The sequence below is a fragment of the Methylobacterium sp. 1973 genome, assembly GCF_040545035.1.
Classification (GTDB): Bacteria; Pseudomonadota; Alphaproteobacteria; order Rhizobiales; family Beijerinckiaceae; genus Methylobacterium; species Methylobacterium fujisawaense.
The window spans coordinates 461,271-486,289 of sequence record NZ_JBEPLA010000003.1 but is presented as its reverse complement, the minus strand read 5'-3'; the positions used below and the strand labels follow the sequence as shown (position 1 = coordinate 486,289).

Below are 25,019 nucleotides of genomic sequence, written 5' to 3'. Positions count from 1 at the left end.
GGCGCAGCCTGGCCCTCTCAGCCTGGTCCCAGCCGCGACAGGCCGAGATGTGCGCCCTGCCGGACCGCCTGGTTGATCGCCCGCATCAGCGGGCGCGAATGATTCTGGAAGAAGTCCGCCACCGAGGCGCCGTCCACGGCCGAGACGTTGATCTGCGTGGTGTGGTTGAGCGCGAGGCTCGGCGCCGGGCTGCCCCCCATCGCAGCGCGCAGGGCGCCGGCGGGACCGGCGGGCACGATCATCTCGCCCTTGTGCACCTGCGCGACCATGTCGTTGGGCAGCGACCACGCGCCCACCGCGAAGGACGGGATCGCCGCGGCGGCGGCCGCCACTGTCGCCTCGCCGGCGGCCGCGGGGCCGACCGCGGCCGGGCCGAGCACCGGCGACAGGAAGCCGAAGATGCCCGCGAAGGTCTCGGAGGCCGAGGCCATGATCGACTTCACCATCGCGCCCGCCTGCGTGGCGAACGCCGAGGCCGCACCGGTCTCCTCGGCGCCGGTCCGGGCGGCGACGCCGGCGGTGGTGGCCGCCGTCTTGGCGACCTCGCCCGCCTGATGGGCCGAGACCCCGGCGAGCCAGTCGGCGATCAGCTTCACCCGGGCCTGGACATAGCTCTGGACGATCGACAGCGCCGTGCTGCGGGCGGCCTGGGCGATCGTGGTCTGCCCCTGGATCACGCTGAAGACGTTGCCGGTGAGCGTCGAGCCGATCTGCTCGTAGGTGCGCTTGGTGTCCTGGTACTCGGCCTTCTGCATCTCGCGCTCGGCCTGGGCGCGGCGGCTCGCCGATTCGGACGCGAGCCGGTCGAGCTGCGCCATCGCCTGCCGGTACTGGCTCGTACCCTGGCCCCAGATCTCGGCGAGCTTGCGCTGGTGGTCGCGCTCCAGGTCCTCGATCTGCCCGAGCACCGCGCTGGTCTCGGCCTGGCGCTCCGCGAAGCTGAGGCCGCGCTCCTGCGCCTCCTGGCGCAGGTCGCGCATGCGGTCCTCCAGGACGCGCTTGGCGTTCTGGTAGGCCGTGTCCTCGGCAGTGGCCCGCTCCTGCGCCTCGGCCTGCTCCACCGCCCGGGTGTTGGCGATCTTCTGGGCCTCGAGCTGATTCCACGCCGCCGTACCGCGGGCGTGCAGCCCCTGCTCGACGGTCAGGGCGTCGTTGAGGATGCGCAGGCGCTCGCGCGATCCGGTCTCCATCTCGGCGGTCTGGAGGCTTGCCTCCGATCGGGTGAGTGCGACCCGCTTCTCTGCGAGCGCGGCCTCGCCCTGCGCGAGCCGGGTCTGGAGCGCCGTGCGCGCCGAGAGGTCGGTGGTCGCGTCGAGCTGACGGCGCAGGGCGTCGTTCGCCCGCTCCTGGGCGGCGACCTCGTCGCGCCGCCCCGCAGCGTTGGCCTGGGCGGTGGCCAGCGCCTCGCGGTCGAGCGCGTTGCCGCCGATCTGCCGGTCCGCGAGCTGTTGGCGCAGGTCGAGCTGCGCGCGCAGCGCCTCGGCCGTGGCGCCGCCCGTGATGTTGTCGGCCTCCTGATTCCGCCGCCCCGCGTTGATCCCGCCGTTGTCGCCCGACCGTCCGCGGATCGTGGCGGCCAGCGCGCCCTCGTCGCCGCTGCGCGCTGCGGCGGTCACGTCCCGCGGCAGCGAGCCGTAATTGTAGGCCACGGAGGTGAGCGAGGCCTTCGCCCGGTCGGACAGGCCCTGCCAGGCGCTGCCGACCTGCGCGGCCGCCTCGGTCTGGAACTCCACGAGGCGGCGGGCGAGATCGCGCTCGGCCGCCTCGCGCGTCGTGACCGTGTCAGCCGTGACCGGGCTGACGCGGCCGTCGGCGCCGGTGGTCGTGTCCGACCCGAAACCGACGCGGAAGCGGCCGTCGTTGTCGCGGTAGGCCGCGCTGCTGAACCCCTCGAACTTCCGGATCAGCGCGGCGGCGTCGCCGGTCGCGCCCTGGAGCCGCTGGCGCAGCAGGTCGATCCGGCCGGTCGCCTGGTCGATCCCGGCCTGCGCGGTGTTGCCGAGGAGGCCCGCGGTGGCGTCGGTGAGCTGCTCCGCGTTGAGCGGCGTCCGCGCGAGGGTGGCGTTGCGGCGCTCGATGACCTCCAGCTGCTTCTCCAGCGCCTCGGTGACCCGGTTCGCCTCGTCCACCTGCCCGCGCAGGCGCGAGGCGAACAGGCCGGCGAGCGGGCCCAGGGCCGAATAGCTCTTGAGCTGCTCCTGCAGCGACCGGGTCATCTCGTTGCCGTAGGCGCGGGCGCGCTCGACCAGGGCGGACAGGATGGCCGCCTGCATCTGGTTGGCGTTGCCGCTCTGGCGCGCGAGGTCGAACTGCGCGCGCAGCTCGCGCGAGACGCCGCCGAGCGCCGCGAGATACGGCCCGCCCGCGGTGGCGGGATCGCGCATGGCCGCGGTCAGGGACGACGCCATCTGCTTCGCCTCGTCCTCGGAGGAGGCCATCATGGCGATCAGCGAGACGATCGAGGCGTTGGCCGAGCCGGTGTAGTTCGGGACGACGGCGAGCATGGCCTCGATCGAGGCCGCACCCTGATCGGTCATGCCCGGGACCTTGGTCAGCTCCAGCGTGAAGGCCTGGAGCATCCGGGTCGCGTTCTCGAACCCGCGCGCCTGCGCGGCGGCCTGGAGCCGGTCCATGTTGCCGGCGGCGGCGATGGTGCGGCCCTCGACCTCGAGCAGGCCGGAGCCGTAGATCTGCGAGCCGCGCCGCCACTCCTGGAAGACACTGCGCTGCCGCTCGATCGCGCCGGTGAGCCCCTGTGTGGACAGGGCCGTGACGTCGAGGGCGCGCGAGGCCGAGAGCGCGTTGAAGGCGTATTCCACGAGCGCGCTGGCGCCGGACCGGGCCGCGGTCGCGGTAGCCGCGATGGCGGTGCCGACCGCCGCGTAGGTCCGGCCGGTCGCGCCGGACACGGCCTCATCGGCCGCGCGCAGGCCCTCGTAGGCGGCGACAAGCACCGCCACGGCGCGGGCCTGGGTGACCAGCGCGGACGTGTTCTCGGCGCTCGCCTGGATCTGCCGCAGCGCCGCGTTGGCCGCGTCGATGGCGGCCTTCAGCTCGTCGTAGCTCTGGCGCGCGGTCGCGTTCTGGCCGCGGGCTGCCGTGGCGAAGCCCTGGATGGTGCCCTTGGCCTGATCGGCGGCCGCGCGGATACCGCCCGCGTCGCCGCCGAAGCGGACCTGGATGTCGTCGGCCATGGTCGGGCTCAAACGCGATCGGAGTGACCGAGCGGGCGGCTGCTAAGGGTGGTTTTACGACAGTCTGCATTTGAGCAAAAGACCGTCAAAGCGGACGCTTCAGCCCTCATGGATGGCATTGGCTTACCATGCGCAGCTGCGCTGACTGATCAACCTAGACGCCCGCCCTGAAAAATTGCAAGCATTCAGAGCGGCCAAATCGTATAATCTCCATTACTCAGAAGGGGCTTAATTCTACACGGAACGTCTATGGCATTGTGAAGGTCAAGGTGCCGTAACCGAGCTGGTCGAACCCGCCGCTATTAGGACCATAGTCGCCACCTCCCCCATCCGGGCCGGCCTGAGCGGCAGCTTGAACAAGCTCTGGTGCAGCGAGATGCTTGAGTTGCACATAGTGTGCGACGAGCAGTGACCAAATTGGGCGAACCTCACCTCTGCCATTGTTCGAGATGACCGGCTGCGCAACATCGCTGTTCGTGTAGGGCGTGTAGGGGACATCGCCGCCCAGGTTGTATCGAGCCACATATCGGGCGGCTGCGAGCAACCTGTTGTCGTAGGCCCCGAACAAATCGTCGCCTTGCTGCCACGCAATCTCGCAGATGGTACCCGCCAAGCCAATGCCGAGAAGCGAGTGACCCTGATCACGCCCGCTCTCTTGCCACTGCGCAAAGCCACCGGGATAGGTCTTCCATGCCGCGTGCTGGATCGCGCCATTGCCTGGACCATGCAGGTAGTATTCGCGTCCATGCTCGTAGAGATCACGGCGGTTCGTGAAGACGCCGATCTCCATCAAGGAAGCGACGTTTGCCAGATCCCAGTTGGCCCAGTAGTGATCGATCGCCGCGCCATTATGGTGTGCGAGGAAATCGTCGTTCATTGGGGCGAAGACCGTGAGCAGCATGCGCGCAAATTCTTCACGGTCGCGGGGCTGCCAGCCAGGAAAGTCGCGCAGTGTCTCAGCCGCGACGGCGAGTTGGTAACCGTAGATACCAGAGGCGAGATATTTATCCGATGTCCCGGTGACGACCTTCAGTGTGCCGGCCCAAGCGTTGAGGATTGCAGCCGCCCTTGCCGCACGCTGTGTGTCGCCGGTTATTCTCCAGTCCAGCGCGAGTGCATAGGCAGCGGCGGCGTCGTTGAATAGGGTAGCGTAGTTCTCGGCGGGATGATTGGGGGCGGTCCCGCGCACCAGTACCTCTACAGGACGCGGCTGGTAACCGGGACTGTCGTGAGAGTTTGTCCGCAGACGCGCGAACGAGGCCGCCCATGGCTGCCGGTTCTGTCGAACGGCTTGAGCGATACCGGCAAACTGTGAGGCTGAGTCGAATGCGCCGGGGTGGCGCATCGCCTGCGCATGCGCAGTCACTGAGCTCGATAGCGTAATTGCACCAAGCATCGCGACAGATGAAAACCACCCGGTAGGAGGCCGGATCGATATTTTTGTAAGCATCACCTTGGTTCCTTGAGCATATTAGATCGCCGCGTCGTGCGGTACGTCTGGCATAAGTCAATTTTTCTCTGAATTGCCCATCGGAGGGCTTCATACGTTTTGACGCTTTCGCCGACAATTCGTCCGCTGCAATTCTTCGATCCCTCAGTAGAGAGGTAGCGTGTATTGCGTACTGTCCGACGATGGCCGCATCATTGACGGTTGATCCAACGCAATCGGTGATGGGCCGTGAAAAGACCTATCATGGGACCAAGCAGGTCTTCGTCGTCACGATTTTATGCCAGCCCCAGGGAGTGATGCCTACGCTTCGAGAAATGCGGCAGCCCGGGCCATAACTTGCTGGCACGGCCGCGCGGTAGATCGGATACTGGTGGCCGTAGACCGGGTAGGGGCGATCGACCACCACGGTGCGGGATCCACCCCACAAGGGATAGGGCCGGTTGATTACGACCGTTCGGCCGCGCCATCCCCCGTGCCCATGCGAGCTGCCCCCGGCGTGATGGGGATGTCCACCATGCGGGTGCCATCCACCGTGATGTCCGCCGCCATGTTGACCGCCGTGGTGATGAGCGCCGCCGTGATGTCCGCCATGGCTATGGCCATGCGCGAAGGCGGGCGAACCCGCCGTGAACGTGAGGGCAAAGCCTGCGGTGGCGGCCGCGGTGAGTATGCGAAACGCCATGTTCTCTCTCCTATCCGGCCGGCCAAGGCGGCAGGACGTCAGGGGACGGTGCGCGGCAAACGGGGCATACCTTGTGAACAGGGCGGTCAGTAACTGTTCAGTTTTGCCACCCTGAACAGCCCATTGCGAAGTGCGGGAGGCCGAAAATCAGCCTTACTCAGCTTCATCACATCTCTGGCATGAACAAAAACGTGATGAAGGTCGATGGGCATGCCACATGCTGAGCCAATCACATGCGGTACTCAGCGAATGACTGCTTCTGGAGCGCGCCCAGGGTGCTCCAAACGATCGAGTTGGGTCGCAAGCGGCCGGACCAAGAACGGGGCTGGTCGACCTTTGGCTCTACCGCGCCTTCACCTGCCCGTCGGGGAAGCGCAGGATCATCGCACCGATGCCGCTCGGGTCGTCGGCCGCTGCTCCAGCCGCTGCAGCAGGGGGCGGCAGCTCGGCCTGAGCCTTCACGCCCATGAACGCGGCCACCAGCTCGTGGACCGGCGGATGGGCCGACCAGTAGTGATAGAGCCGCCGAACGTCCCAGAGCGTCAGTTCGCCGACGGCGTCGAGGGACCATCCGGTGACGGTGCAGATCCGGCCGTAGACGGCGTCGAGGTCGAGGCGGCGCCCTGCGCCGCCCGCGCTTCCCCCGGGGCGGCACCCGGCAGGTAGCCCGCGAGGATCAGCACGGCGCGGGTCGCCTCGGCGAGATCGGCACTGGTGGCCTCGAGGTCGCGCAAGCCCGCGATGTCCGGCTCGTGGTCGCGGGCCAGCGCCGCGCTCACCACGGCAAGACCATAGGCGAACGGGCTCTCGCCGGACCCGCGCGCGACCAGCGGCTCCAGCGCCTCGACCTGGCGCAGGGTGAGCGGACGGACGGTCCAGGTCTTCGAGCCGAGGGTGATGGTGGCCGGAAGCGGCCGCGGATCGGCGCTCATCCAACATCCCCGAACGACCAGGTCGCGACGTTGCCGGCCGCGTCCGCGAACACGCTGAAATCGAACTCCGGCATGACGAAGTCCTCGAGCTTGGTCCCGAACCCGAGCTTCGAGGACGTGCAGTTGTTGAAGCGCACGTTGACCGCGTTGCCCTGGAAGGTCGTGTAGAACTGCGCCTGGAAGGTAGGCGTGGTGCCGAGCAGCTGGTTGGTCACGGTGAAGTGCTGGCCCGCGCTGGCCAGCGCGTAGGTGTAATTTAGCAGCAGCAACTTGCCCTGATCGGCGGCGGCGAAGGTGTAGACGCCGCCGGCCACGCTGTACTGGCCGGCGGCCGGCGCGCTGGCCACCTTCGTAAAAGGCAGCCCGGTGAGCGCGTTCAGCACGCCGAGATCGTCGGCCGCGGTCGCGGCGTTGGCGACCGTCACCGTGTAGGGCGACCCGGCCGGGATCGACCCGGACTCGCCGAACGCGGTCATAAGCTGCCCCGGCACCGGGGTGACGCCGTAGAACAGCGAGGCCATGGCCAGCCCGGAGATCCGCGCGACCTTGGCCTTGCCGGTGGTCTTGATCGTGCCGCGGGCGATGGCCAGCGGGTGCTGCTGCTGGCCGTAGAGCTCCTTGATCGTGGCGGTCTCGTCCATGGTGACCTCCTGGACGAGGCCGAAGTTCACCGGGGTCGCGTTGGCGATGTCGGTGCGGGTTCCGATCAGGACCCCGGAGCCGAAGGAATACATGCGGGTCTCCTCTCAGAAGGGGCAGCGCGGTCAGGGCGCGGCGTGCTCGAGTTCGGCGACCAGCGCCTTCACGCGTTCCTTGAAGGCGTGGACGAGGTTCCACAGCGCGGTGTGGTGGCCGAGCGCGGTGCCGCCGAGCATGTCGGCGTGCAGGTTGTCGATCCGCGCCGCCAGCGTGTCGCCACGGATCAGCGAGGCGTCGGCGTGCACGGGCGCGGGCTGGGGCGCCTCAACGGCGCCCGGATCGGGCTCGGATTCCATGGGGATCTCCTGGGTCAGGGAAGCTCGATCACCACGGGCACGACGAGGAGGCCGTCGCCGTCGAGGTCGCCCGGCACCTTCACGGGCCGGCCGGCGATGCGGGCCATGTACGGGGTGCCGGCGAGCGTCGTGCGGCCGAGCGCCAGGTCGGCGCCGGACGGCGCCAGGGCGGCATCGAGCGCGTCCATGATGTCGTTGAGCTGCGCCGCGCCGATCATGCGCGGGTCGCGGGCGTCGATGTAGACGAAGATCTTCACCTCGATCGTCCGCCGCGGCACCGCGCCCGACGACCACGCGTAGCTCTCGTCGCCGCCCTCGTGCAGGAACACGGCCGGGCGCTGCGCGGCCGGCACGTCGGCGAACAGCTTCAGGCGCCGGGTCGGACCGGACTTCCAGCGATAGGCGCCAGCCACGACGGCCTGGAGCGCGACCACCGCCGCGTTGCGCGGCCCGAGCGGGGCGGTCATCCCGCGATCCCCCGGGCCACGGCGCCCTTCAGCGCCGCCATGATCGCCTCCGACCGGTCGGCGAGCGAGGAGCGCATGAACGAGCGCTCCGGCGTGTTGGCGGTGCGGGTGAAGCTGCGCACGTCGACCGCGCGCGGGGCGATCGCGTGCCCGAAGGCCTGCGTGATCGTGCGCACATGCGCCGCGACAGCCTCCTCGCCGGTGAAGCCAAACTCGTGGCGGGCGCCGTACTTCACGTCGCCCGACTGGCTCACCGTGCCGGTCACCGCGTCATCGCGGGTCTCGACGTCCGAGAATATGGAGCGGCGCAGGCGGCCGGTGACCACGTTGAGCACCTCGCCGGAGAGCTTGCGCTTGATCAGCGCCTCCAGCACCAGCCGCTCGACCTGGACCGCTTTCACCATCTCGGCGCGGACGGCGTCGGGCATCCGGTCGAACCGGGCGACGACCCGGGTCTCCGCGACCTGGATGTCGGTCAGCACGGCGGCACCACCGCGCGGTAGGGCTGCAGCGCCGCCGAGACGAAATCGGGCACGGCCGCGATCCGGTAGGAAACGGTCTCCTGGCCGCCGAGCGACTTCGACTGCATGCCGACCCGCTCGGCGTAGGCCATGCGGTCGCGGATCCAGTCGAGCGCGGCGTTGGCAAGATCAGCCGGGACGTAGCCGTAGGTGATCGCCACCGCCTCGCCCACGTCCTCGGCCGAGAACAGGTAGCCGCCGGTATCGCCGACGGCGTACTGCCCCTGCGCGGGGTTCCGATCGACCTGGGTGAGCGCCGCGCCGGTGATGAAGACTACGCCGAGATCGCAGGCCCAGGCGCCATAGGGCTGGTCCGGATACACCACGCACGGCGCGCTGCCCGGGATCGGCACGGGCCCCACCGCGATCTGGTAGCCGGCGGTATACGTCACCGTGACCGCGGCACAGCCGGGACGCCCCGGAAGGGTGAGCACCTGAGGCCGGCCGGGCGGGGCCTCGTCGACGGGCTGGAGCGTGTAGCCGCCACGCGATCCGGCGTCCTCGGCCGCCGCGATCGCCGTCGTACCCACGGTGACCGCCTCGATCCCCGTGATCGGCCAGTTGGCGAGGAGGATGCGATCCGCTCCCCCGGTCCGGACCTCGGTGTAGCGCCGCGGCAGGATCGCGGGCCGATTCAGCGCGGCCAGGATCGTGCGGCTCACCGCCGTGATCAGGCGCTGCACCGAGCCTTCGGCATCCTCCTCAACGCCGAGATCGGCGAGCCGCACGAGATCGTGGGAACTCGGCCAGATCATGGTTCAGGCGGCGGGCGCCAGGGCGTCCCGGGCCCTAGCCCGCAGCGTGTCGTTGTCGACCGGCGGCACGACCCGGATGCCGCGCTTCCTCAGGAAGGCGAACAGCTCGTGGCGCTTCATCACGTCGATGTCTGCGGCCGTGACCTTCGCCGGATCGATCCGCTCGGCGTCCTCCTGCTCCAGGCGCCGGCGCTGATCCGCCTCGGCGATCATGCGCGCCACATCCTCGTCGGGCATCGCCGCGACCGTCTCGGTGAACAGTGTCACCAGCCGGGCGCGATCCTGGTCGAGCGGTCCAAGAGATACGGCAACCGAAGCTGTGGCCGGGCCCGGCGCATCCCACGGCGTGAAGCCGTGCGCCTCGAGGTCGAGGCGATGGCGCGGGTCGACGTGCACCGCGCCGTCCGCGTCCACCGCGATCGCGTAGCCCTGGTGCGAGAAGCCGGTCAGCCCCTCGGGAGCGCGCATCTTGATCATGTCGGGATTCCTGCTGCGGGGGAGGGGCGTCAGGCCGGGGCGCCGGTCCAGACGTTGCGCCAGACCTTGGCCAGGACGTCCCAGACGACGGGCAGCGACAGGGTGGTGTCGAAGAAGAGTTGATCGGCCAGCGGCGTGCTCGGCCGCCCCGCGGTCGGGCCGGCGAGGGCGTGCCTGCCGGCGCGGATCCAGCCATTGGCCTCCAGCACCTGCGCGTCGAAGACCGGCACGTCGAGGACGGCGCCGGCCGTACCCCGGTAGGGACGGCCGTTGGCGACCGTGGTGTGCGGGCGCCCATCCCCGGGCGGCAGCATGCGGGCGAGCGGCGCGGCCATGGGTGCTCAGCCGTTGGCGATGTTGGTGATCACCGCCAGGGACGGCGGGAAGTAGTGCTGCAGCACCTCGTCGGAGTAGACGCCGTACTCGTACTTCCGGGAGCGCAGCGGCCACTCGATCTGGTAGTAATCCTGCCGCGCCCGCACCTGCATGACGTTGCCGACGTTGTTGATCGGGTACGGCAGGGTGCCGGTGGTGAACAGGATCGTGCCCGCCGGCAGATTCGGGTGAACCTTGATGTCGAGGGTCGAGCCGCCCGCCATCGAGAAGCGGTTCAGGTAGGTGCGGGCCATGAAGCCGCCGCCGAGCTGATCGCGGGTCACCGCGATCTCGTACTTGTAGGCCGAGCTCGCGTTGCCGGTGAGGATCTTCCGGGAGATGCTCAGCGCCTCCTGGCTGTTCACCCACATCGTGTCGGGCGAGAGCCGGTAGATATCCCACATGGACTTGAGCACCCCGTCGATCTCGACAATGCCGCCCGCGCCGTCGGCGGTGAGCGGCGTGCCGATGCCAGCTGGGCCCGGCGGCAGGGTGACGATGGTGGCGCCGGAGCCGGGCCTGAACGCCTGCGTCAGGAGCCCGTCGAAGGACAGGGCCGAAGTCGAGCGATCGACCGTTCCGAGGGAGGCGGCGGTCTGGGTGCCCGCGGCCGCGGCCGTGATCAGGACCGAGTTGATCGTGGTGATGGCGCCCAGCAACTCGGCGCCGGCCGCGCCCCAGAACCACGCGTAGCCGAGCGCGCCCGGCACCGGGGTGACCGAGGCCGCGATCGAGCCGGTGGCGCCGGTGGTCGCGACCGTGGCGGCCGCCGAGCGGGCCGCCGCGCCGCCGCCGAACACGTCGGTCGAGCCGTCCGCGTTGGTGCGGGTGATGGTCGACTGGATTCCGCCCGCGACGGTACCGTTGATCACGCCATCAAGCGCCAGCGCCACGGCGATCACCGACCAAGTCTGGGCGGCGAGTGCGCCGCCGGTGGCCGCGCCGGACAGCGTCGGCGTCGGCGTGGTGCCCAGCGGCAGCGAGGTATTGCCGCCGAGCAGCATTGCCTCCTCGCCGAGCATCAGGCTCTGGAGCCCGGTACGGGCAGCGATGGCGCGCACGTCGTCGAAGCCCTGCGCGGCGTACTGGGCCTCGAACTCGACGTTCGACTCGATGCCGATGCCTTTGTAGCTGGCGGTATAGTCGGCGGTGGCGACGACCTGCACGCCGCCGCGGTTGCCGCCGGAGACGCCGATGCGCATCCCCGACACGTTGATGCCGGTGATCGCCCGCCAGGCGGCCTGGATGCCGCCCTTGCCCGAGACGCGCGGAATCGCGTTCCGCAGGGGCGTCAGCACCGGGTAGAGCGACTTCGCGCCGAGCTCGAGGTCGTAGAAGGTCAGGCCGGAGGTCGGCGAGCTGCCCTGCGCGAAGGTCGACTTCTGCAGGTCGATCCCGAGCTGGGCCAGGATCGGATCGGTGAGCGGCTTGGCCTGCGCCTCCTTGAGGAGGGCGATAACATCGACGTGCTGAGTCATGGGGCGTGATCCTATGTGGATGCACGGCCGAGGCGGCGCTGCTCCGTTCCCGGAGCGCAACATCGGACGTAGGGGGTGGGTCGTACGGCTTGGCTGGACTGCGCCCGTGATCTATGCGTGGGACGGCGCTCAGTTTTTTGAACGATTATTTAGGTACATCTGCATCAAATGCGCTTGAACGCTAAATAGATTGGATCAGATCAAAAAAATTTTAGCAATTCAAGCTGCTGCAAATGCCACGCGTAAATCGGAGCGATCTCAAGCATTATTTTAGATGAGCCGATCAAAACCGGGAGTAGAAACCCAGGCATGTTCGCCGACATCAATTTCTAGGCACCGAGATTCATTCTGCAGCTTCCCGCTTCGTTGCTTAAAACACACAGCGGTGAACCTGCCGGCGCCATCTTACAACCACTTGTTGCGAAGTGCCTCGCGCTTGTCCTACCACCGAGTAGCGCCCTGAGAGGCATGCAGCCTTGCCTGGGTTGGGGAACCCATGAAGATAATCAAGAAGATTGAAGTAAATTATCTGCGGTCTCTATACAGCGCTACGCTGGATGATGCCGGCGATTTAAACGTCGTTTTTGGCCGCAACGATAGCGGAAAGTCCAATCTTCTTCGAGCTTTAAACCTGTTTTTCAATAACAGAACAGATCCGGGCCGACAGTTTGACTTCGATCTGGATATGTCCGATAGACGAAAACAAGAAGCGCGAGATGCCAAAGGTCGGCAATTTATATGGATTAAGATAACATTCAATCTGCCAGGCAATTATCACGCGTCACTAGGCACCGAGATCGCCATAAAAAAGCAGTGGAATCGCGACGGTGACGTATCACAGACTGTGTTCCCGTCTGTTGATAGCGCTGGCAAACAGGCGCGGTTGACGAGATTTTTCAATGAAATTGATTTTACCTATATCCCCGCGATAAAAGATCTGAATGTCTATGCAGATCTCATCGAAAGAATGTATGGCGCGGCCTCGGAAACAGCTGCACTTAGAGAAGCTACAAGTACCTTTGTCAATGCAATTGAAGGACAAACTACAGTTCTTTCTGAGCAACTAACGACGCTTTTTGGAGCTCCAGCACGTTTGGCTCCACCGACCGAGATGAGTCAGCTATTTCGAAACCTCGATTTTGCGCATGGAGAGGATGGACATTCATTGCTGCGTCAGAAAGGCGATGGTGTCAAAGCTCGGCACATTCCGGAACTGCTGCGATATATAAATGGAAATGAAACGAGAAAAAAGTTCTTTTTCTGGGGCTTTGAGGAGCCGGAAAACTCTTTAGATCTTGGCGCGGCGGAAGCGGAAGCAGTCAGATTTTCGGAATTTGCTCAGCGTTCAGACACTCAAATATTTATTACTAGTCACTCGCCCGCGTTTTACCTTGCGGCAGATCATGCGTTTGCCACAATACGCCGATTCTTTATTACAAAACAGCAAAAAGGCTCAGACGATGTCATGGAGCCCGTCAACGCAGCGGCCCTAATTGACAGCCTGGATGAAGCGGAAACACGGATGGAACGTGCCGGCCTGCTGCAACTGCCGTTTGTCATTCGGCAGTTGGCAGAGCACAGCAATGCGCTCGCCGAGAAAGAGGCTGAAGCAGAAAAATTACGATCTGAACTCGCAAGGATCCAGCAACCCACCTTATTTGTGGAAGGGGCGCATGATGTTGATTTGTTCAGGTCGGCCCTATCACGAGTTGACCCAAACAATCAGCTAGCAGTTAAGCCGCTTGGCGGCACACCGACCACACCAGAAGCGATTTTCAGCGCGGTCATGCAACAAGGCGGGTTAAACTCCGAGTCGCCTGTCTTGTTTCTCTTTGACAACGATAAGGCAGGCCGCGGCGCATTCAGGAAGCTTTGTAGCAAGACGCCAGAAATCGAGCCAACGCAGTTTCAAAATAAAATGTTCGTGTGGTCGCTGATTTTTACGAATGAATTTCGAAACTTTATAAAGAGAATCGGCATACAGGCGGATCAAGCGTTTTATACGGCGGAGTTTTTGTTCCCCGCAGATAAGGCGGCGGAGCTGTGCAAAGAGATAATTGATTCTCGTAAGTCGCATGAAACTGAAGATTGGCGTCTGACAATAAATGGTGATTACTGGAATTCTTTGAGTCAAAAAAAGTGTCACACTTTGGTCGGAGCGCCCGCAGGCAGTCCAGAGTGGTTATTTGCTCGAGGTGTACCTGACTACGCGAAGGGAAAATTTGCGGAAGAAACTGTAAAGCGGGGATTCGACACACAGCATATCGATAATGTCGCAAGGAAGATAGTGGATAAGCTGCTCAATGTATAGATAAATAAATATGTTCGCGGCGCGAATATGACAAGTAAACTACCACTTTAGAGTAGTAGTTCGTTTTCTTGACTGGGCGAATATACAGTCGACGGAGCTTTCTAACGTGTAATTGCGAGCTGCTGCGGGTTCTGGTGAGAGACCTTGATCAGAAAGTCGGCGCGCGCCTCGGGGCTCATCTTGGCGAGATGATCGCGGATGGCGTCGGCCGACGGGGCATCCGACACGCTTGAGCCGCCCTCAGTTCCCTTCGTGATGGCGCGGCCCACCAGATGGCGCGGAACGGGCTGATCGCCCACCATCTTCGCGAGCGCCGCGATCTGAGGCAGCACCTCGTCGGTCAGCGTCCTCTGCAGTGCATCGCGCTGGCCGGTCATCTTGGCGAGTTCGGCGCGCACGGCCTCGATCGCATCGCTGCCCTTGGTCAGGTCGATGCCGGCGGCCTTCTCGGCCGACTCACAGGTCGCCCCGAGGCCGCAGGCGTCGTCGTGCATGCGCTGAATCCGCTCCTGATCCGCCCGGCTGTTGCGCGCCCCGGCCTTGGCCAGTGCCTGACCGGCCGGACTGTCGGCTGCCACCGCCTTCACCAGCGCGGCGTAGGCGGCGTCGGACAGTGGTCCCGCGGCCAGCGCCATCGCGGCGTCGGTCGGCGCGTCGTCCATCAGGTCCGACATCTCGGCCGCGACCATGGCCTGTAGGAGGGTCACGCCCTGCGTGGCCCAAGCCTTCATCTGCCGGGGCAGCGCCGCGTCACCGTCGGCGTAGACCACGTCGAACACCGCCGAGCCGACCATGCTCTTGATCTCGCTCAGCAACACCGCCAATCGCGACACGCCGTAGAGGTCTTTCGCAAGATCCGACCCGTCGGCCGCCCTGCCGACCTCGGCGCGCGGGCGCCTGCGCCGCCGCCGCGGCTGCGCATCGGCTCCGGAGGCGGTCGCTTCCCCATCGGCGGCCCCGAGCCGCTTGCCGAGATCGGATAGGGCGTCGAGCACCGGGCCCGCCGCGAACCGGGCGGATGCCTCGGCCTCGATGCGGGCGTTGTAGGCGAGCGCATCCGCCTTCCTGGCGAAGGTGCTGCCGTCCTTCGCCTTCCAGACCTGCTCGACCTCGCCCTCGCTCGCGGGCGCGGAGCCCGACGCCTCGGGGACGGGCCGCGCCTTGGCCAGCGCCTCGGCCTCGGCCGCCTTCACCAATGCGTCGCGCGCCGGCGCCACGAAGTCGCCGACCTCACCCGGCCGACCGGCTGCCGCGGCAAGATCCTCAGCCTTGGCGAGGATGGCCGCGTTGCTGGGCTCCGGCGGCGGGGCAATCCGTACGGACTCCGCGAACGCCCGCGTCTCGGCCGCGCCGTCTGCTTTGAGCACCTGGAACGTCGCCGAGGGCAGGCAGGGCAGGTCCACGAGGCTGACCTCGCTCGGATCGGCCGTGTAGCGCATCAGGCCGTCCTCGCCACGCCAGCGCTTGGCGTACGCACCGCCCTGCGAGAACCCCGTGTAGACCCCCTCCTCGACCTTCTTCCATTCCGCGTCGTCCACCACCTTTGCGCAGATCTCGATCTGCCGGGCGTCGTCGTTGAAGGCGATCTGCGTGACCTTTCCGGCCGCGACCTTGCCATGCATCGCCCGCAGGTTGCCCAGCGAGCGGCCGTCCGTCGCCTTGGCGATGCCGCCCGACCACCTTTCGTAGAATGGCTTTGTCGAGGCGTAGTCGCAGACCTCGCCGGCGCGGTCCGGGGTCTCGGCGGTGGCGAGGCCGAAGACGAGCCGGTTGGCCGCATCGACCTTCGTCAGCGGCAGGAACAGGGACAGCTCGGGCATAAGAGGCTCCGACGGAGACGTGGTGGCGCGCTGCGGCTCAGGACCTGGCCGACGGGTGCGGCGCTCGTGGAAGCGATGTCGACTTGGGGCCGGGGAGACTTGCCCTGCGGGAGCTTCGGCGGGCTGAGCGCCTAGTCGACGGACACGTCTTCTGCGACGACCGGCACCACCACGCAGCGGCAGGACGGGTGCGCGGGCGTCGCGTCGTCTCCGCTCGGAAACGCGTCCTCCAGATCGATCGCGCCGGCATCCGCGTTGGCCTGGCAGACCGCGCAGCAGCCCTCCTCGGCCCACCACGCCTTGCGGACTGCGATGCCGTCCTCGACCGCCTTCCGGTAGCTCTCCAGCGACGCCGCGCCGTTGGCGCTGGCCACCTCGTACTCGGCGATGCGTGCTGCCCGCTCTGCCGAGAAGGCGTAGTCCGCCTCGATCGCCTCCGTGATGGCGTCGAGGCCGAGGTTGCGCTCTAGGCCCGACGCGACGGTCTCGCGCAGCCGCGCGCGAGTCGCCTCTGTGATCACCATCCGCGCGTCGGCCGACGGCACGAGTCGCCCGTCGGCGTCGAAGCGCATCCCGACCATCTCGGCCGCCCGAGCCCGGGCGGCGGCGACCGCCCGGGTGTTCATGCGGTCGACCAGCTCTTCACGGCTGGCGGCGCCAATCTGCACCAGAGCGCGGCGGCTCGCATCGGCGGCGACGGCCTCCAGCTCGTCGGCCACCTCCGGCGCAACCGCGCGCAGATCCGCGAAGTCGAACTCGTCGAGAAAGGCGTCCAGCGCGCGGCGCAGCGCGTCAGCGTCGTCGGGCTCCGTTCCGGCCTTGGTGAGCTTGCCGCGCCCGCGCAGCTCGGCGACCACGTCAGAACGGGTAGCCGCCAGAGCTGTCTCCAGCCGCCCCGCAATCGCATGCATGGCCCGGCGCGTCGCCGGCCGGTCGAAAGGGACGGGATCGGCCGGCCTCCACACCCGGCGCTTCGTGAGTTCCGCACCGACGGCCTTGTGAGCCGGCGCTGGCAGATGCGCGATCCGCGCCGTGAGGCGGCCGCGCAGATCCTCCAGGGCAGCCACGATGGCGCTGCGGCGGTCGGCGTCGAGGCCGGCTTCGCGGATGGAAGCGATCATCGCGTCGAGCGCGGCGTCCACCAGCTCGGCGAGCCGCGCGCGGGCCCGCTCGACCCCAGCGGCGTTCCCGGCCGCCTTGCCGAACCCGACCGCGCCGGCGAGGTGGTCGAGCATCCGCGCGACCTCCTCGTCGTCGTAGCCGAGATGCGCGCCGATGTGGCGGCCAGCCGTGACCAGCGCGTCACCGAGCAGGTAGTTCTCGGCGATCCAGACCGCCGCTTCGACCGCGGCCGGCACGGTGCCGCCGGACGCGGCCGTGACGATTGCGCCTGCGGCGATCACCGCCCCGCCGATCGCGGTGCGTAGGACGGTGCGCTTGAACGCGGCGCGCTCGGCGGTCTCGTCCGCTTCGCCGCCTGCGGTTCCATCGGTCCAGCGGCCGCGCGCGTCCCGCGGCTGAGCCTCGTCGAACTTGCCGAGCAACTTGCCGACTGCGTCCGATGAGTTGTCGTCCCGATCCTCGGCGTCTTGCCCGGGGTCGCCGAATCCGCTCGGTCCAGGCGGCGGCCCGAACGCGTCGAGCGCCGCCTTCTTGCCCGCCAGCGTGTTCGCGTCGATGGGCACGAGGCCCGCGCCGGTCATCACCATCAGGACGTCGGCGGCCGGGCTCGGATCGGGATCGAGGCCCAGGATCTTGCGGCCCTCGTTGAGCCGCATCAGCCCGCCCGCGGTCAGCCCGCGCAGGCGCTCGGCCTGCGCGGCCTCGTCGATCTGCTCGTCCTCCTGCCACGCGAACTCCAGTTCGGGCGCGGCGAGGTCGTCGGCGATCACCTCGTCCAGGACACCCTTGATCCAGTCGAGAAGCGGGGCGAGGCCCTCCTCCTCGGCGAGTTCCTTCTGCGTGTCGGCCGAGGCGCGGTTCATCTGCTTGATCAGCGCCTGGGGCGAGATCGAGAAGGCGAAGCACACCACCCGCGACAGCCACTCGTCGAACTCGCCCTTGAGCTGGGGCTCGCTGGTCTGGTGCAGCGCGATCTTGCCGGGGACGAAGCGGGCGCGGCGCCGGGCGGCCAGGTTGTCGGTGAAGAGCGAGTCCCAGTAGGTCTGGTAGGTCGCGATCTGGTCCGGGCCCCAGGTCTCGGGCACTCCGATCAGCGCGTCCGGCACGGTGCCGCTGGTGAAGTACTCCAGGGTCATCACCTGCCGGCGCAGGGCGATGTTGACGGTGGTCATCACCTGCTCGACCGGCGAGAAGCCGTAGACGCGGTCGGTGCGCAGATTGCGCGGGCGGTAGAGCAGCTCGCGGGCGGTGTAGTTCACCGCCGGCAGGCCCTTGAGGATCTGCTGGTAGGCCTCAGGCCAGACGGTCCGGCCGCCCTGCACCCACGGCATCGGCACGCGGCCGTTCTCGCCGAGGATCGGCTTGATGGTGGCACCGTCGATCGGCTCCAGGGCGAGGAGGTCGCCGACACGAGAGCGCTGCTTGAAGGTCGTCCAGGCGTCGAGGACCAACACGTCCTCCAGGCCCATCCGCAGCCAGTCGGTCCAGGGATGCACGCCGTCGGGCTTGGCGAGAAAGGCGGTGATCGCCGCGGCCTTCGCGACGGCCGGTTTCCCGCTGTCGCGTGGCTTGATCGCCCACTTCATCCGGGCGGCCTGATCCTTCCGCGTCTCGATCACGAGCCGCAGGAGGTCGTAGCCGTCGGCGAGCCGGCGCAACTGCGCGAACGAGACCGGCTCGTAGGCGCGCGCCGTGGTGTTGAGGTTGTAGCCGGTCGGGTAGTCGAAGCGGCGGCCGGCGACCTCTGCAGGCGCGGACGGGCGCATCGGCGCCGACGGACCGAACCAGCCCAAGACCTGGCCGGTCGTCGAGCCAGAGCCCGCGCTTCCATAGGTGAGGGTGTAGGCCAGCGGTGTGAGCGAGAGGCCCGCCAGGCCGCCGCGCGAGGGTGAGGCCAAATCCGGTTGCCCTTTGGCGGAGCGAGAAGAGGCGCCTGGAGCGCGCTAAGCCTGCGATCGAAGGCGGAGGATCAGGGCCGTCCGCTTGCGACCCAACCCGGCTGTCCGGTCTGCCATGGGCGCTTGCCAAGAGCGGCCATTGGTGCGCCGTTCGGCGACTTCAGCTCACGGTGAAGCGCGGTCATTTGCGCCGAGCCGGTAGGATCAGGGGGATATAGCGCTGAGCTCTCATAGCTTAGCCGCAAATCACGATGCATTCCAAATGGCCGCCACCTTGACGCGGCTGCGGCCGGTTACAACCTTCTGTAATCCGACAAGGTCGCAGAGACGCGTACTCATCCGGAGAAGCACGTGACAGATAGCTATCGGCTCGACTTCGCGCGGCTCGATGACGATGACCAGACGATCTCAGCGGCCCTGACGATCGCTCTCAAAGGCCAGGGAGTCGCCAAACCGTGGCGGCGTCCACCCGGCAGCCTTGCGTCTATAGACCCAGCGATCCAGTCGCTCATCATCGACATTCTTGATCCCGAGAATATCAAGACCGCTCTGGAACTGGCATTCCTATATTTGATGAGCCGCAAGGCGAAGCGCGTGAAGGTTTTAGGCATCGAGATCGAGCTACAGGATCGAGATCCGAAGGCTGCCGCGGAAGAAGTTGTTGAGAAGTCCGGCAAGAAGACGCCGAAGAAATGAGCCGCATTCCCTCAGGAGTCTTCGGGTATTTTCTCGTACTGACGCAGGTTCTTGTTACGGAAGGAGATCGAGCGACGTTCGAAAAAGCTGGCATGTGGGATGCCGAACACCAGAGGATCCGCGGTGATGGCATATTTGAGGGCTACTGGGACGGGCTCGACCCGTCGGAACGACGGGCAGTTCTGACCTTCTTTCACGAAGCGAAACACCATTCTGACATCACCAGCCTCCCGGCCGGCGCCTTCTACTGGCGTGTCTGGGATGCAGTGCGGCGGCACGGCGATCTGTATGTGGGCTTCTTGCGCGAACTAAACCTGTCGGAGCACGTGCAGGGGACGCTGCGTGAATGGCTGCGGACGCCAGAAGCCATGCAGTTAGTCAGGTCACGGCTCGCCGAGCGCAGCCAATTCGGGGCCTACTGGCTTAATCAGCCTGGGCGCGCAGCTGTTCTCAATGATTACTGCGAACAGATGCTCAACGCAGTGGATGGATTGGAGCGCGTAACGCACGGGTTGTTCCGGGACCCGTGCCCGCCGTTCCCGCGCTACGCCGAGGCGCTCAACATGACAGCCGCGGCTATCCACGACCGCTTCCTGACTAATAATCCGTTTCAGCCTGAAGATTACGAGCGCGTGCCTGTACAAGAATGGGTCGAGACAGATGCACCGCGCCCACCGATGCGCAGTTCGTACTTTATGTCATTTGCTGACATCTTTGAGCTGAGAGCTTATGCTAAGGAGCTCGCCATCATCGAGATGGTTGGCACGAGCGAAGACAGCGTAGATGTATTGGGCCGCGCCAAAGAAGCCCTTTCGGCGAACGCCCACGCGGTCCTTGAGCGCTGGGTGTCGGAACACTACTCGCCAATCCATCTGCAATATATAACCGACCAAGCTCTCGGCGGTCGGATTGACCCGAACTGCGGTTACTACGGGTTCAAGGACTTCAGCCAACGCTCCGCCACTGCGGTTGATGAACCTCGGACGCTAAAAGTAGATTTCCACCGCAACTGGCCGAGTTACCGGATGGCGGCGCTGCTCACACACGTGATCGACGACTGGCCGCTTCTCCGGGACCCGGACCGCGCGGAGGTTCGAGAGCACTCGGAAATCGGTCAGTACCTATTTGGCGACGACAGCTATCCCACGACGGGGCTTAGCCTGAGCACTCGGGGGATGATACCGCGCTTGTTCCGTGGACCTCTGGAGTCTCCCGTGAAGCGCTCGTGGAATGCCGCAGATCCTACGCCGTGGGTCGACATTCTCGTGGGAAACCCCAAGGCTGAGTGGTCATCACCCCTATACTTTCAAGAACTCCACGAAGTGTTCGCGATCAACCAAGCGACCTACTTGGAATCATACTGTGGACGTGACCGCAACACATGTATTTTACCACGCACCTACGTCCTCAAGGACTTCGTGGTGGGCAGAGAGCGGGCGCCAGTCGCAGGCAATGACGAGGCGATGGTGGACCGCGGCCGCCTCTACGCCACTCAGTCGCTTCTGTCCGATTACCTGGGTGCCGTAGTTTCCACGTCCATCATAGAAGCGGAGGACACGCGCGTTGATATCGCTGAGATGCTGCGGAATTGGGGCGATAACGACTTTCTCGCCGAGGTTACGCGGAAGGTACGCGCCGTCTACGGCGAACCCTTTGTCCAGCGTTTCCTGTCCCTTTGAAGACGCCGCCTATGCACCAGCTTCAGTGCGTGCCCCAACGGTGATATCTGCCTCCACGGGTGTGGCGTAGGTAGACCACGCCACGCGATCAAATTTCTGGGGCTATGTCCGCTTCGACTCATTTACCAGCGGAAAGCGGACAGGCAGGAAACCATTCAAGAGAGACCTTCAGATCGCCTCGGCTGCATGGCTGAAACCACAGGCCAGCAGCGGCCCGGCGTCCGTGGTCACGACCGCGATACGCCCATGAGTATCAGGCGTATAGCGTGCCCCAGACAAGCCGATCACTGCCCCTGTGCCGGCCGGTGCCACCAACTCGATTGTCGAGCCCTCGGCGGCGCAGCTCGACATGGACCACCCGTAGCGGAAGCTCTCTGAAGCTGAGCCGACCGCGCTCAGGCGCCGGTAGAATTCGATCAGCCCCTCGCCCGGCAGGATGCCGGCCAGCTCGTTGAACGCGTCTGCGGCTGCGTCCACCTGGTCATCGTGGCTGCCGGCCGGGAACATGCCCAGCTCCTCCAGGAACGCCTCGTTCCAGGGCCCGCGCAGGAGCAGCACGTTGCCGACCTCGACCTGGCTGGAGAGTGGCTTGGCACGCACGTCTTTCGACCCGGTCGGCGCCACGGCGCTGACGATGAAGCCCGCGAGTGCCGTGACGTAGTCCTCAGCCTGCGCGATGCCGGCCTGCCCCGCATCCTTCGGGATCCGGATGCCCACAGAAGCTCCGTCCTGGCCGGCGGTGTTGATCAGCCGCTGCCGGACCTTGCCCGGCGTCTCGCGCACCCGCACCACGTCGGCGATGTAGAACCGCTTGTCCGCCCCGCGGCCCATCTTCACGCCGACCGTCCAATCCGGATCGGCCCCGGGCCGCTTCTTCGTGCCGGCGAAGTCCCAGGCGCGCACCCACTTCTCGATCGGCGGCAGGGCATCGACGATCCCGAACCCCGCCCGGTCGAACAGGCCACCCTCGCGCGGGGCCGGCCGCTGCTGGAACTGACCGGCCACCGCGTAGGCGCCAAGTGGGATCTTGTCGCGCTCGACCACCGCCCGCGGGAAGCGCTCGGGGAACAGCAGCTCGCCGTCCAGCGTGCGCGGGTCGGCAAAGATCGGCGTCCGGCAGGAGCGGTCCGGCTCGAACTCCATCGGCAGCATCAGATGGACGTAGTCCAGGCCGAGCCGCAGGATCTCGCCCGAGACGTCGCGCTCGTGCAGGCGCTGCATGATGACCACGATCGCCGAGCGCGCCGGGTCATTGAGGCGCGTCGTCACCGATTCCCGGAAGATGCGCAGGGTCCGCTCGCGCTCAATCTCGCTCTCGGCGGTCTCGGTCGAGTGGGGATCGTCGATGATGACCCGGTCGCCGCGACCCGCGGTCAGCGAGGCGAACGGCATGCCCTCGCGCGAGCCGGTCGCCGTGTTGGCGAACGAAATCTCGCCGGAGCGAGACAGCACGATGTGGGGCCAGAGCGCCCGGTACCACGCGCTCGACACGAGGTCGCGCATGCGCCGCGCGTCGCGTTTGACGAAGTCCTCCTTGTACGAGGTGGTGAGGTACCGCAGACCTGCGAACCCGCAAGGCCCCCATTCCCAGGCCGGCCAGAACACCGAGACGATGAGCGACTTCATCGTGCCCGGCGGTACGTTGATCAGCAACCGGTTCTCCAGCCCGAGGGCAAGGAAGCGGCCGTGGGTGATCGCCTCCAGATGCGCGCAGAGCGCCTCGATGTGCCAGCCGTGCACGTAGGGCTGGTTGGGCTCCAGGACGTGCCACGCCTCCTGGACGAAGCCGGCGAGCGCCGCGCAGCGGATGCGGACCCGCTCGCGCTCGGCCTTCTCGCTACGCCGCGCCTGTTCCGCCCGGATCGCCGTCAGCAGCTGCGCCGGCGGCGGCAAGCGGACCGAAGAGACTCGCGAGCGCGGCCAGTTGCTCATCGGTTGCGCCCGTCAGGTCGACCGCGATCGGACCACCGCCGACGCCGCCGTGCTCGTGCGCCTGGGTCGGCTTGCCGTAGCCGCGGTCGAGGATCTCCCGGATCGCCGCAACCGCCGCGTTCTCCGGCGTCTTCGCGTTGCTGGCGATGGCCACGAGGCGCGCGACCATCTTCGGGCCGTGCTCCTGGCAGAGCGTCTTGATCTCCGCCGTGGCCTTGTTGCGCGCGCCCTTCGGCCGTCCACGGGGCATCGAATTTCCGAGGTTATTTTATTCGGGGTCGCGGCGGCGAGATTCGGGGCACTATGGCTCTGCGGAGCTGAGTCAGCCGATCGAGCGCACAATCCGGGCTGTGCATGTCGCGCGTGGGCAAGTCGTCCCGACGCTGACACGTGATCCGGTAGTTCCGGCAGGCGCACCCTCCACCGAGCGCAGCTCACGATCCGGCCGTCCACGGCCGGAATAGACTCAGATCCGGCTTTCCAAGTCAAGCCGCAACCGGATCGCCAAGTTGGTCGGGTGTGAATTCGACCGGCGTCGCGCGGCCGAAGAGGCTGACCTCCGCGCGCACGAGCCCGTTGCTGAGAACATCCTGGACCTCGGCGAAGAACGACATGAACGGCCCGTTCAAGATCCGGCGCAGCTCGCCGACCTGAAGCAACGCGGCATCCCGGCGCCGCTTCGCCCGGTCCGTCTCGTCGACGCCCGCGATCCGATCGGACAGCGCCTGCAGGACCGAGCCCGGGATCTCCAGCGGCGCGCGCCGACCGAGCACGTCGATGACGTGGCGGCTGTCGAACAGCGGCTCGGTCCACCGTCCGGCGTGACGGTCTCTGTCGAGCCCGACGAACAGGTACGAGGCGAAAAAGATCGCCTGCGTGTCGATCTTGCGCCCGCGCCGGACCACGGTGACGCGGTAGCGCGGCAGCCACCAGTCCATGGCCAGTTTCCCGAATTCCTCGGCGGCCGAGGCCTCGTGCAGCGGCAGCGTGTGGACCACGAACCACGTCAGGCTCTGGTCGATCACCGCGTGCTCGGCCCTGATCCGGGACCCGTTCGTTCCGCGCTTCCGACCCATGTCACGCTCCTCGATCGCACGTGATGACCTCGGCCGCAGGACGCGGGCCGGCGCTGCACAGCGCCATCACGCGGCCTCGCCGATCAGCAGCCGCGGCGGGATCCGGCATCCGGGCTGGCCCGGGGGCGGGCCGAACAGCGATTCCGACCACGTCGCCGGGTTCTCGCGGAATCGGGCGATCCAGGTCCGCAGGTCGGCCTCGGGCCAGCGCAGGCCGCCGGGCAGTTCGATCATCTCGTCGGGCGGTACCGGCGCCGGCGGCACGGCGGAGAGGCCCTGCGCGGCGCGGCTCCGGCGCTGGGCGGCCACGCACTCGGCGACCGCGTTGGCCAGGAGCGCCCAGGTCCGGATCGGCACGCGGCGACTGACCGCGAGGTCGAGGATCGCCGGGACGATCTCCCCCTCAAGGTCGAGGCCGTCCGCCTCCAACCGCGCCATTGGGCCCACGACGGGGTCCAGGCACCAGCCCGGTGGCAGGGCGGTCCGGCACCGGTGCTCGACCCGGTCGAAGTTCGCCCGGTTGTTCCAGGGCGGCGCGCCGTCCGCGCGGGGTACAGGATCACAGGCGGCCGCCGGTATATCTTTCTTCTTCCCTTCTTCTTCCCCTTCCCTTGGTGAACGTAACGGTCCGCGCGTGGCGACCGTGACGGTATCGTCACGTCGATCGTCGCGTGGGTCGTGACGTTGATCGTGACGACCATCGTTACGGTCGGCCGTTTCGTTGAGAAGATTGAGTTTTTCGCCGTCGGGCGGGGTCTTCTCCGGATCACTCTTGCGCTGACGAGCCCGCGTGGCCGCGGCGGTCCGCTCGCGCCGCGCGTCCTTCGCCTCCGCGGCGCGCAACACGTCCTCGCACAGGACCCGGTGATAGTAGCGGCCGTCCGCGCACAGGACGAAGCCGCGCAGGGCCATCGTCCGCACCTTCTTCCAGCGCGGGCCCGCCCCGGAGAAGGCGGCGAGCAGCCGGTCGTCGTCGGGCAGCGAGCCCGCCGGGCGCTGCCGCCAGGCGTGGCACCACAAGGCGACCGCGGCCTTAAACTCGTCGCCGGTCGAGAGCGCCCACAGCTCCGAGTGGAACAGCCGGTCCGTGTGCAGCAGGAAGCCGTGAATCCCATCCACGTCGATGTCGGCCGGCACCAGCGGATCGGGCAAGGGCGTG

Annotated in this window: 22 protein-coding genes; 3 read left to right on the top strand and 19 right to left on the bottom strand. The window is 66.7% G+C overall.

The window, feature by feature from the left end; all coding sequences use genetic code 11:
* Positions 1 to 17: 17 nt before the first annotated feature.
* From ABIC70_RS09295 to ABIC70_RS09235, 13 genes are all read right to left on the bottom strand, one after another.
* Entirely contained in the window at positions 18 to 3,194 is a 3,177-nt protein-coding gene (locus ABIC70_RS09295) for a glycoside hydrolase family protein (RefSeq protein WP_354439530.1), read from the bottom strand.
* 247 nt (positions 3,195 to 3,441) lie between these two features.
* Positions 3,442 to 4,383, bottom strand: a complete 942-nt coding sequence (locus ABIC70_RS09290) for an alginate lyase family protein (RefSeq protein ID WP_354439529.1) — start codon at positions 4,381 to 4,383, stop codon at positions 3,442 to 3,444.
* 705 nt (positions 4,384 to 5,088) lie between these two features.
* Positions 5,089 to 5,247: a hypothetical protein gene (locus tag ABIC70_RS09285; RefSeq protein WP_286965837.1), complete on the bottom strand. Its 159-nt coding sequence runs from the start codon at positions 5,245 to 5,247 to the stop codon at positions 5,089 to 5,091.
* A gap of 421 nt (positions 5,248 to 5,668) precedes the next feature.
* The gene (locus tag ABIC70_RS09280; protein WP_354439528.1) at positions 5,669 to 5,806 is read right to left on the bottom strand and encodes a hypothetical protein; all 138 of its coding nucleotides are present in this window, start codon (positions 5,804 to 5,806) and stop codon (positions 5,669 to 5,671) included.
* Positions 5,807 to 5,868: 62 nt separating this feature from the next.
* Positions 5,869 to 6,258: a hypothetical protein gene (locus tag ABIC70_RS09275; protein WP_354439527.1), complete on the bottom strand. Its 390-nt coding sequence runs from the start codon at positions 6,256 to 6,258 to the stop codon at positions 5,869 to 5,871.
* Positions 6,255 to 6,992: a hypothetical protein gene (locus tag ABIC70_RS09270; protein WP_354439525.1), complete on the bottom strand. Its 738-nt coding sequence runs from the start codon at positions 6,990 to 6,992 to the stop codon at positions 6,255 to 6,257. Before ABIC70_RS09270 ends, ABIC70_RS09275 begins: the two co-directional genes overlap by 4 nt.
* 30 nt (positions 6,993 to 7,022) lie before the next feature.
* Positions 7,023 to 7,253: a hypothetical protein gene (locus ABIC70_RS09265; protein ID WP_354439524.1), complete on the bottom strand. Its 231-nt coding sequence runs from the start codon at positions 7,251 to 7,253 to the stop codon at positions 7,023 to 7,025.
* Between the two features lie 14 nt (positions 7,254 to 7,267).
* The gene (locus tag ABIC70_RS09260; RefSeq protein ID WP_354439523.1) at positions 7,268 to 7,720 is read right to left on the bottom strand and encodes a hypothetical protein; all 453 of its coding nucleotides are present in this window, start codon (positions 7,718 to 7,720) and stop codon (positions 7,268 to 7,270) included.
* The gene (locus ABIC70_RS09255) at positions 7,717 to 8,202 is read right to left on the bottom strand and encodes a phage virion morphogenesis protein (RefSeq protein ID WP_354439522.1); all 486 of its coding nucleotides are present in this window, start codon (positions 8,200 to 8,202) and stop codon (positions 7,717 to 7,719) included. Before ABIC70_RS09255 ends, ABIC70_RS09260 begins: the two co-directional genes overlap by 4 nt.
* Entirely contained in the window at positions 8,196 to 8,996 is an 801-nt protein-coding gene (locus ABIC70_RS09250) for a hypothetical protein (RefSeq protein ID WP_354439521.1), read from the bottom strand. The genes ABIC70_RS09255 and ABIC70_RS09250 overlap by 7 nt, the downstream gene beginning before the upstream one ends.
* A gap of 3 nt (positions 8,997 to 8,999) precedes the next feature.
* Positions 9,000 to 9,473, bottom strand: coding sequence for a hypothetical protein (locus ABIC70_RS09245; protein WP_354439520.1), 474 nt, complete (start codon positions 9,471 to 9,473; stop codon positions 9,000 to 9,002).
* A 29-nt stretch (positions 9,474 to 9,502) separates the two neighbouring features.
* The gene (locus ABIC70_RS09240; RefSeq protein WP_354439519.1) at positions 9,503 to 9,808 is read right to left on the bottom strand and encodes a hypothetical protein; all 306 of its coding nucleotides are present in this window, start codon (positions 9,806 to 9,808) and stop codon (positions 9,503 to 9,505) included.
* Between the two features lie 6 nt (positions 9,809 to 9,814).
* Positions 9,815 to 11,326, bottom strand: coding sequence for a hypothetical protein (locus ABIC70_RS09235; protein WP_354439518.1), 1,512 nt, complete (start codon positions 11,324 to 11,326; stop codon positions 9,815 to 9,817).
* A 496-nt stretch (positions 11,327 to 11,822) separates the two neighbouring features.
* Here ABIC70_RS09235 and ABIC70_RS09230 point away from each other — a divergent pair, with 496 nt between their 5' ends.
* The gene (locus tag ABIC70_RS09230) at positions 11,823 to 13,637 is read left to right on the top strand and encodes an ATP-dependent nuclease (protein ID WP_354439516.1); all 1,815 of its coding nucleotides are present in this window, start codon (positions 11,823 to 11,825) and stop codon (positions 13,635 to 13,637) included.
* A 101-nt stretch (positions 13,638 to 13,738) separates the two neighbouring features.
* Here ABIC70_RS09230 and ABIC70_RS09225 read toward each other — a convergent pair whose 3' ends face one another.
* On the bottom strand, positions 13,739 to 15,457 hold the full coding sequence (locus ABIC70_RS09225; RefSeq protein WP_354439514.1) for a hypothetical protein: 1,719 nt from the start codon (positions 15,455 to 15,457) through the stop codon (positions 13,739 to 13,741).
* 131 nt (positions 15,458 to 15,588) lie between these two features.
* On the bottom strand, positions 15,589 to 18,477 hold the full coding sequence (locus ABIC70_RS09220; protein WP_354439513.1) for a phage portal protein: 2,889 nt from the start codon (positions 18,475 to 18,477) through the stop codon (positions 15,589 to 15,591).
* 351 nt (positions 18,478 to 18,828) lie between these two features.
* On the opposite strand from ABIC70_RS09220, the gene ABIC70_RS09215 reads away from it, so the two are divergent.
* Both ABIC70_RS09215 and ABIC70_RS09210 read left to right on the top strand, forming a co-directional pair.
* The gene (locus tag ABIC70_RS09215; protein ID WP_354439511.1) at positions 18,829 to 19,173 is read left to right on the top strand and encodes a hypothetical protein; all 345 of its coding nucleotides are present in this window, start codon (positions 18,829 to 18,831) and stop codon (positions 19,171 to 19,173) included.
* Positions 19,170 to 20,852, top strand: coding sequence for a hypothetical protein (locus ABIC70_RS09210; RefSeq protein ID WP_354439510.1), 1,683 nt, complete (start codon positions 19,170 to 19,172; stop codon positions 20,850 to 20,852). Before ABIC70_RS09215 ends, ABIC70_RS09210 begins: the two co-directional genes overlap by 4 nt.
* A 168-nt stretch (positions 20,853 to 21,020) precedes the next feature.
* Here the strand turns inward: ABIC70_RS09210 and terL are convergent, their stop codons facing one another.
* The 4 genes from terL to ABIC70_RS09190 form a co-directional block, all read right to left on the bottom strand.
* Complete coding sequence (gene terL, locus ABIC70_RS09205) at positions 21,021 to 22,745, bottom strand: phage terminase large subunit (protein WP_354439509.1); 1,725 nt, start codon at positions 22,743 to 22,745, stop codon at positions 21,021 to 21,023.
* Positions 22,690 to 22,953: a hypothetical protein gene (locus ABIC70_RS09200; protein WP_354439507.1), complete on the bottom strand. Its 264-nt coding sequence runs from the start codon at positions 22,951 to 22,953 to the stop codon at positions 22,690 to 22,692. The genes terL and ABIC70_RS09200 overlap by 56 nt, the downstream gene beginning before the upstream one ends.
* Positions 22,954 to 23,269: 316 nt before the next feature.
* Positions 23,270 to 23,860 (bottom strand): transcription termination/antitermination protein NusG, encoded by a 591-nt coding sequence (gene nusG / locus ABIC70_RS09195; protein WP_354439506.1) that lies wholly within the window; start codon positions 23,858 to 23,860, stop codon positions 23,270 to 23,272.
* Positions 23,861 to 23,926: 66 nt separating this feature from the next.
* The gene (locus tag ABIC70_RS09190; protein WP_354439505.1) at positions 23,927 to 24,997 is read right to left on the bottom strand and encodes a DUF1376 domain-containing protein; all 1,071 of its coding nucleotides are present in this window, start codon (positions 24,995 to 24,997) and stop codon (positions 23,927 to 23,929) included.
* Positions 24,998 to 25,019 lie beyond the last annotated feature (22 nt).

What these genes read in the sequence shown, in the direction of transcription:
- ABIC70_RS09270 (WP_354439525.1), bottom strand. Translation starts at nt 6,992, where the DNA reads ATGTATTCCTTCGGCTCCGGGGTCCTGATCGGAACCCGCACCGACATC.
- nusG (WP_354439506.1), bottom strand. Translation starts at nt 23,860, where the DNA reads ATGGGTCGGAAGCGCGGAACGAACGGGTCCCGGATCAGGGCCGAGCAC.
- ABIC70_RS09225 (WP_354439514.1), bottom strand. Translation starts at nt 15,457, where the DNA reads ATGCCCGAGCTGTCCCTGTTCCTGCCGCTGACGAAGGTCGATGCGGCC.
- ABIC70_RS09285 (WP_286965837.1), bottom strand. Translation starts at nt 5,247, where the DNA reads ATGGCCATAGCCATGGCGGACATCACGGCGGCGCTCATCACCACGGCG.
- ABIC70_RS09250 (WP_354439521.1), bottom strand. Translation starts at nt 8,996, where the DNA reads ATGATCTGGCCGAGTTCCCACGATCTCGTGCGGCTCGCCGATCTCGGC.
- ABIC70_RS09245 (WP_354439520.1), bottom strand. Translation starts at nt 9,473, where the DNA reads ATGATCAAGATGCGCGCTCCCGAGGGGCTGACCGGCTTCTCGCACCAG.
- ABIC70_RS09230 (WP_354439516.1), top strand. Translation starts at nt 11,823, where the DNA reads ATGAAGATAATCAAGAAGATTGAAGTAAATTATCTGCGGTCTCTATAC.
- ABIC70_RS09240 (WP_354439519.1), bottom strand. Translation starts at nt 9,808, where the DNA reads ATGGCCGCGCCGCTCGCCCGCATGCTGCCGCCCGGGGATGGGCGCCCG.
- ABIC70_RS09210 (WP_354439510.1), top strand. Translation starts at nt 19,170, where the DNA reads ATGAGCCGCATTCCCTCAGGAGTCTTCGGGTATTTTCTCGTACTGACG.
- ABIC70_RS09235 (WP_354439518.1), bottom strand. Translation starts at nt 11,326, where the DNA reads ATGACTCAGCACGTCGATGTTATCGCCCTCCTCAAGGAGGCGCAGGCC.
- ABIC70_RS09260 (WP_354439523.1), bottom strand. Translation starts at nt 7,720, where the DNA reads ATGACCGCCCCGCTCGGGCCGCGCAACGCGGCGGTGGTCGCGCTCCAG.
- ABIC70_RS09295 (WP_354439530.1), bottom strand. Translation starts at nt 3,194, where the DNA reads ATGGCCGACGACATCCAGGTCCGCTTCGGCGGCGACGCGGGCGGTATC.
- ABIC70_RS09265 (WP_354439524.1), bottom strand. Translation starts at nt 7,253, where the DNA reads ATGGAATCCGAGCCCGATCCGGGCGCCGTTGAGGCGCCCCAGCCCGCG.
- ABIC70_RS09200 (WP_354439507.1), bottom strand. Translation starts at nt 22,953, where the DNA reads ATGGTCGCGCGCCTCGTGGCCATCGCCAGCAACGCGAAGACGCCGGAG.
- ABIC70_RS09275 (WP_354439527.1), bottom strand. Translation starts at nt 6,258, where the DNA reads ATGAGCGCCGATCCGCGGCCGCTTCCGGCCACCATCACCCTCGGCTCG.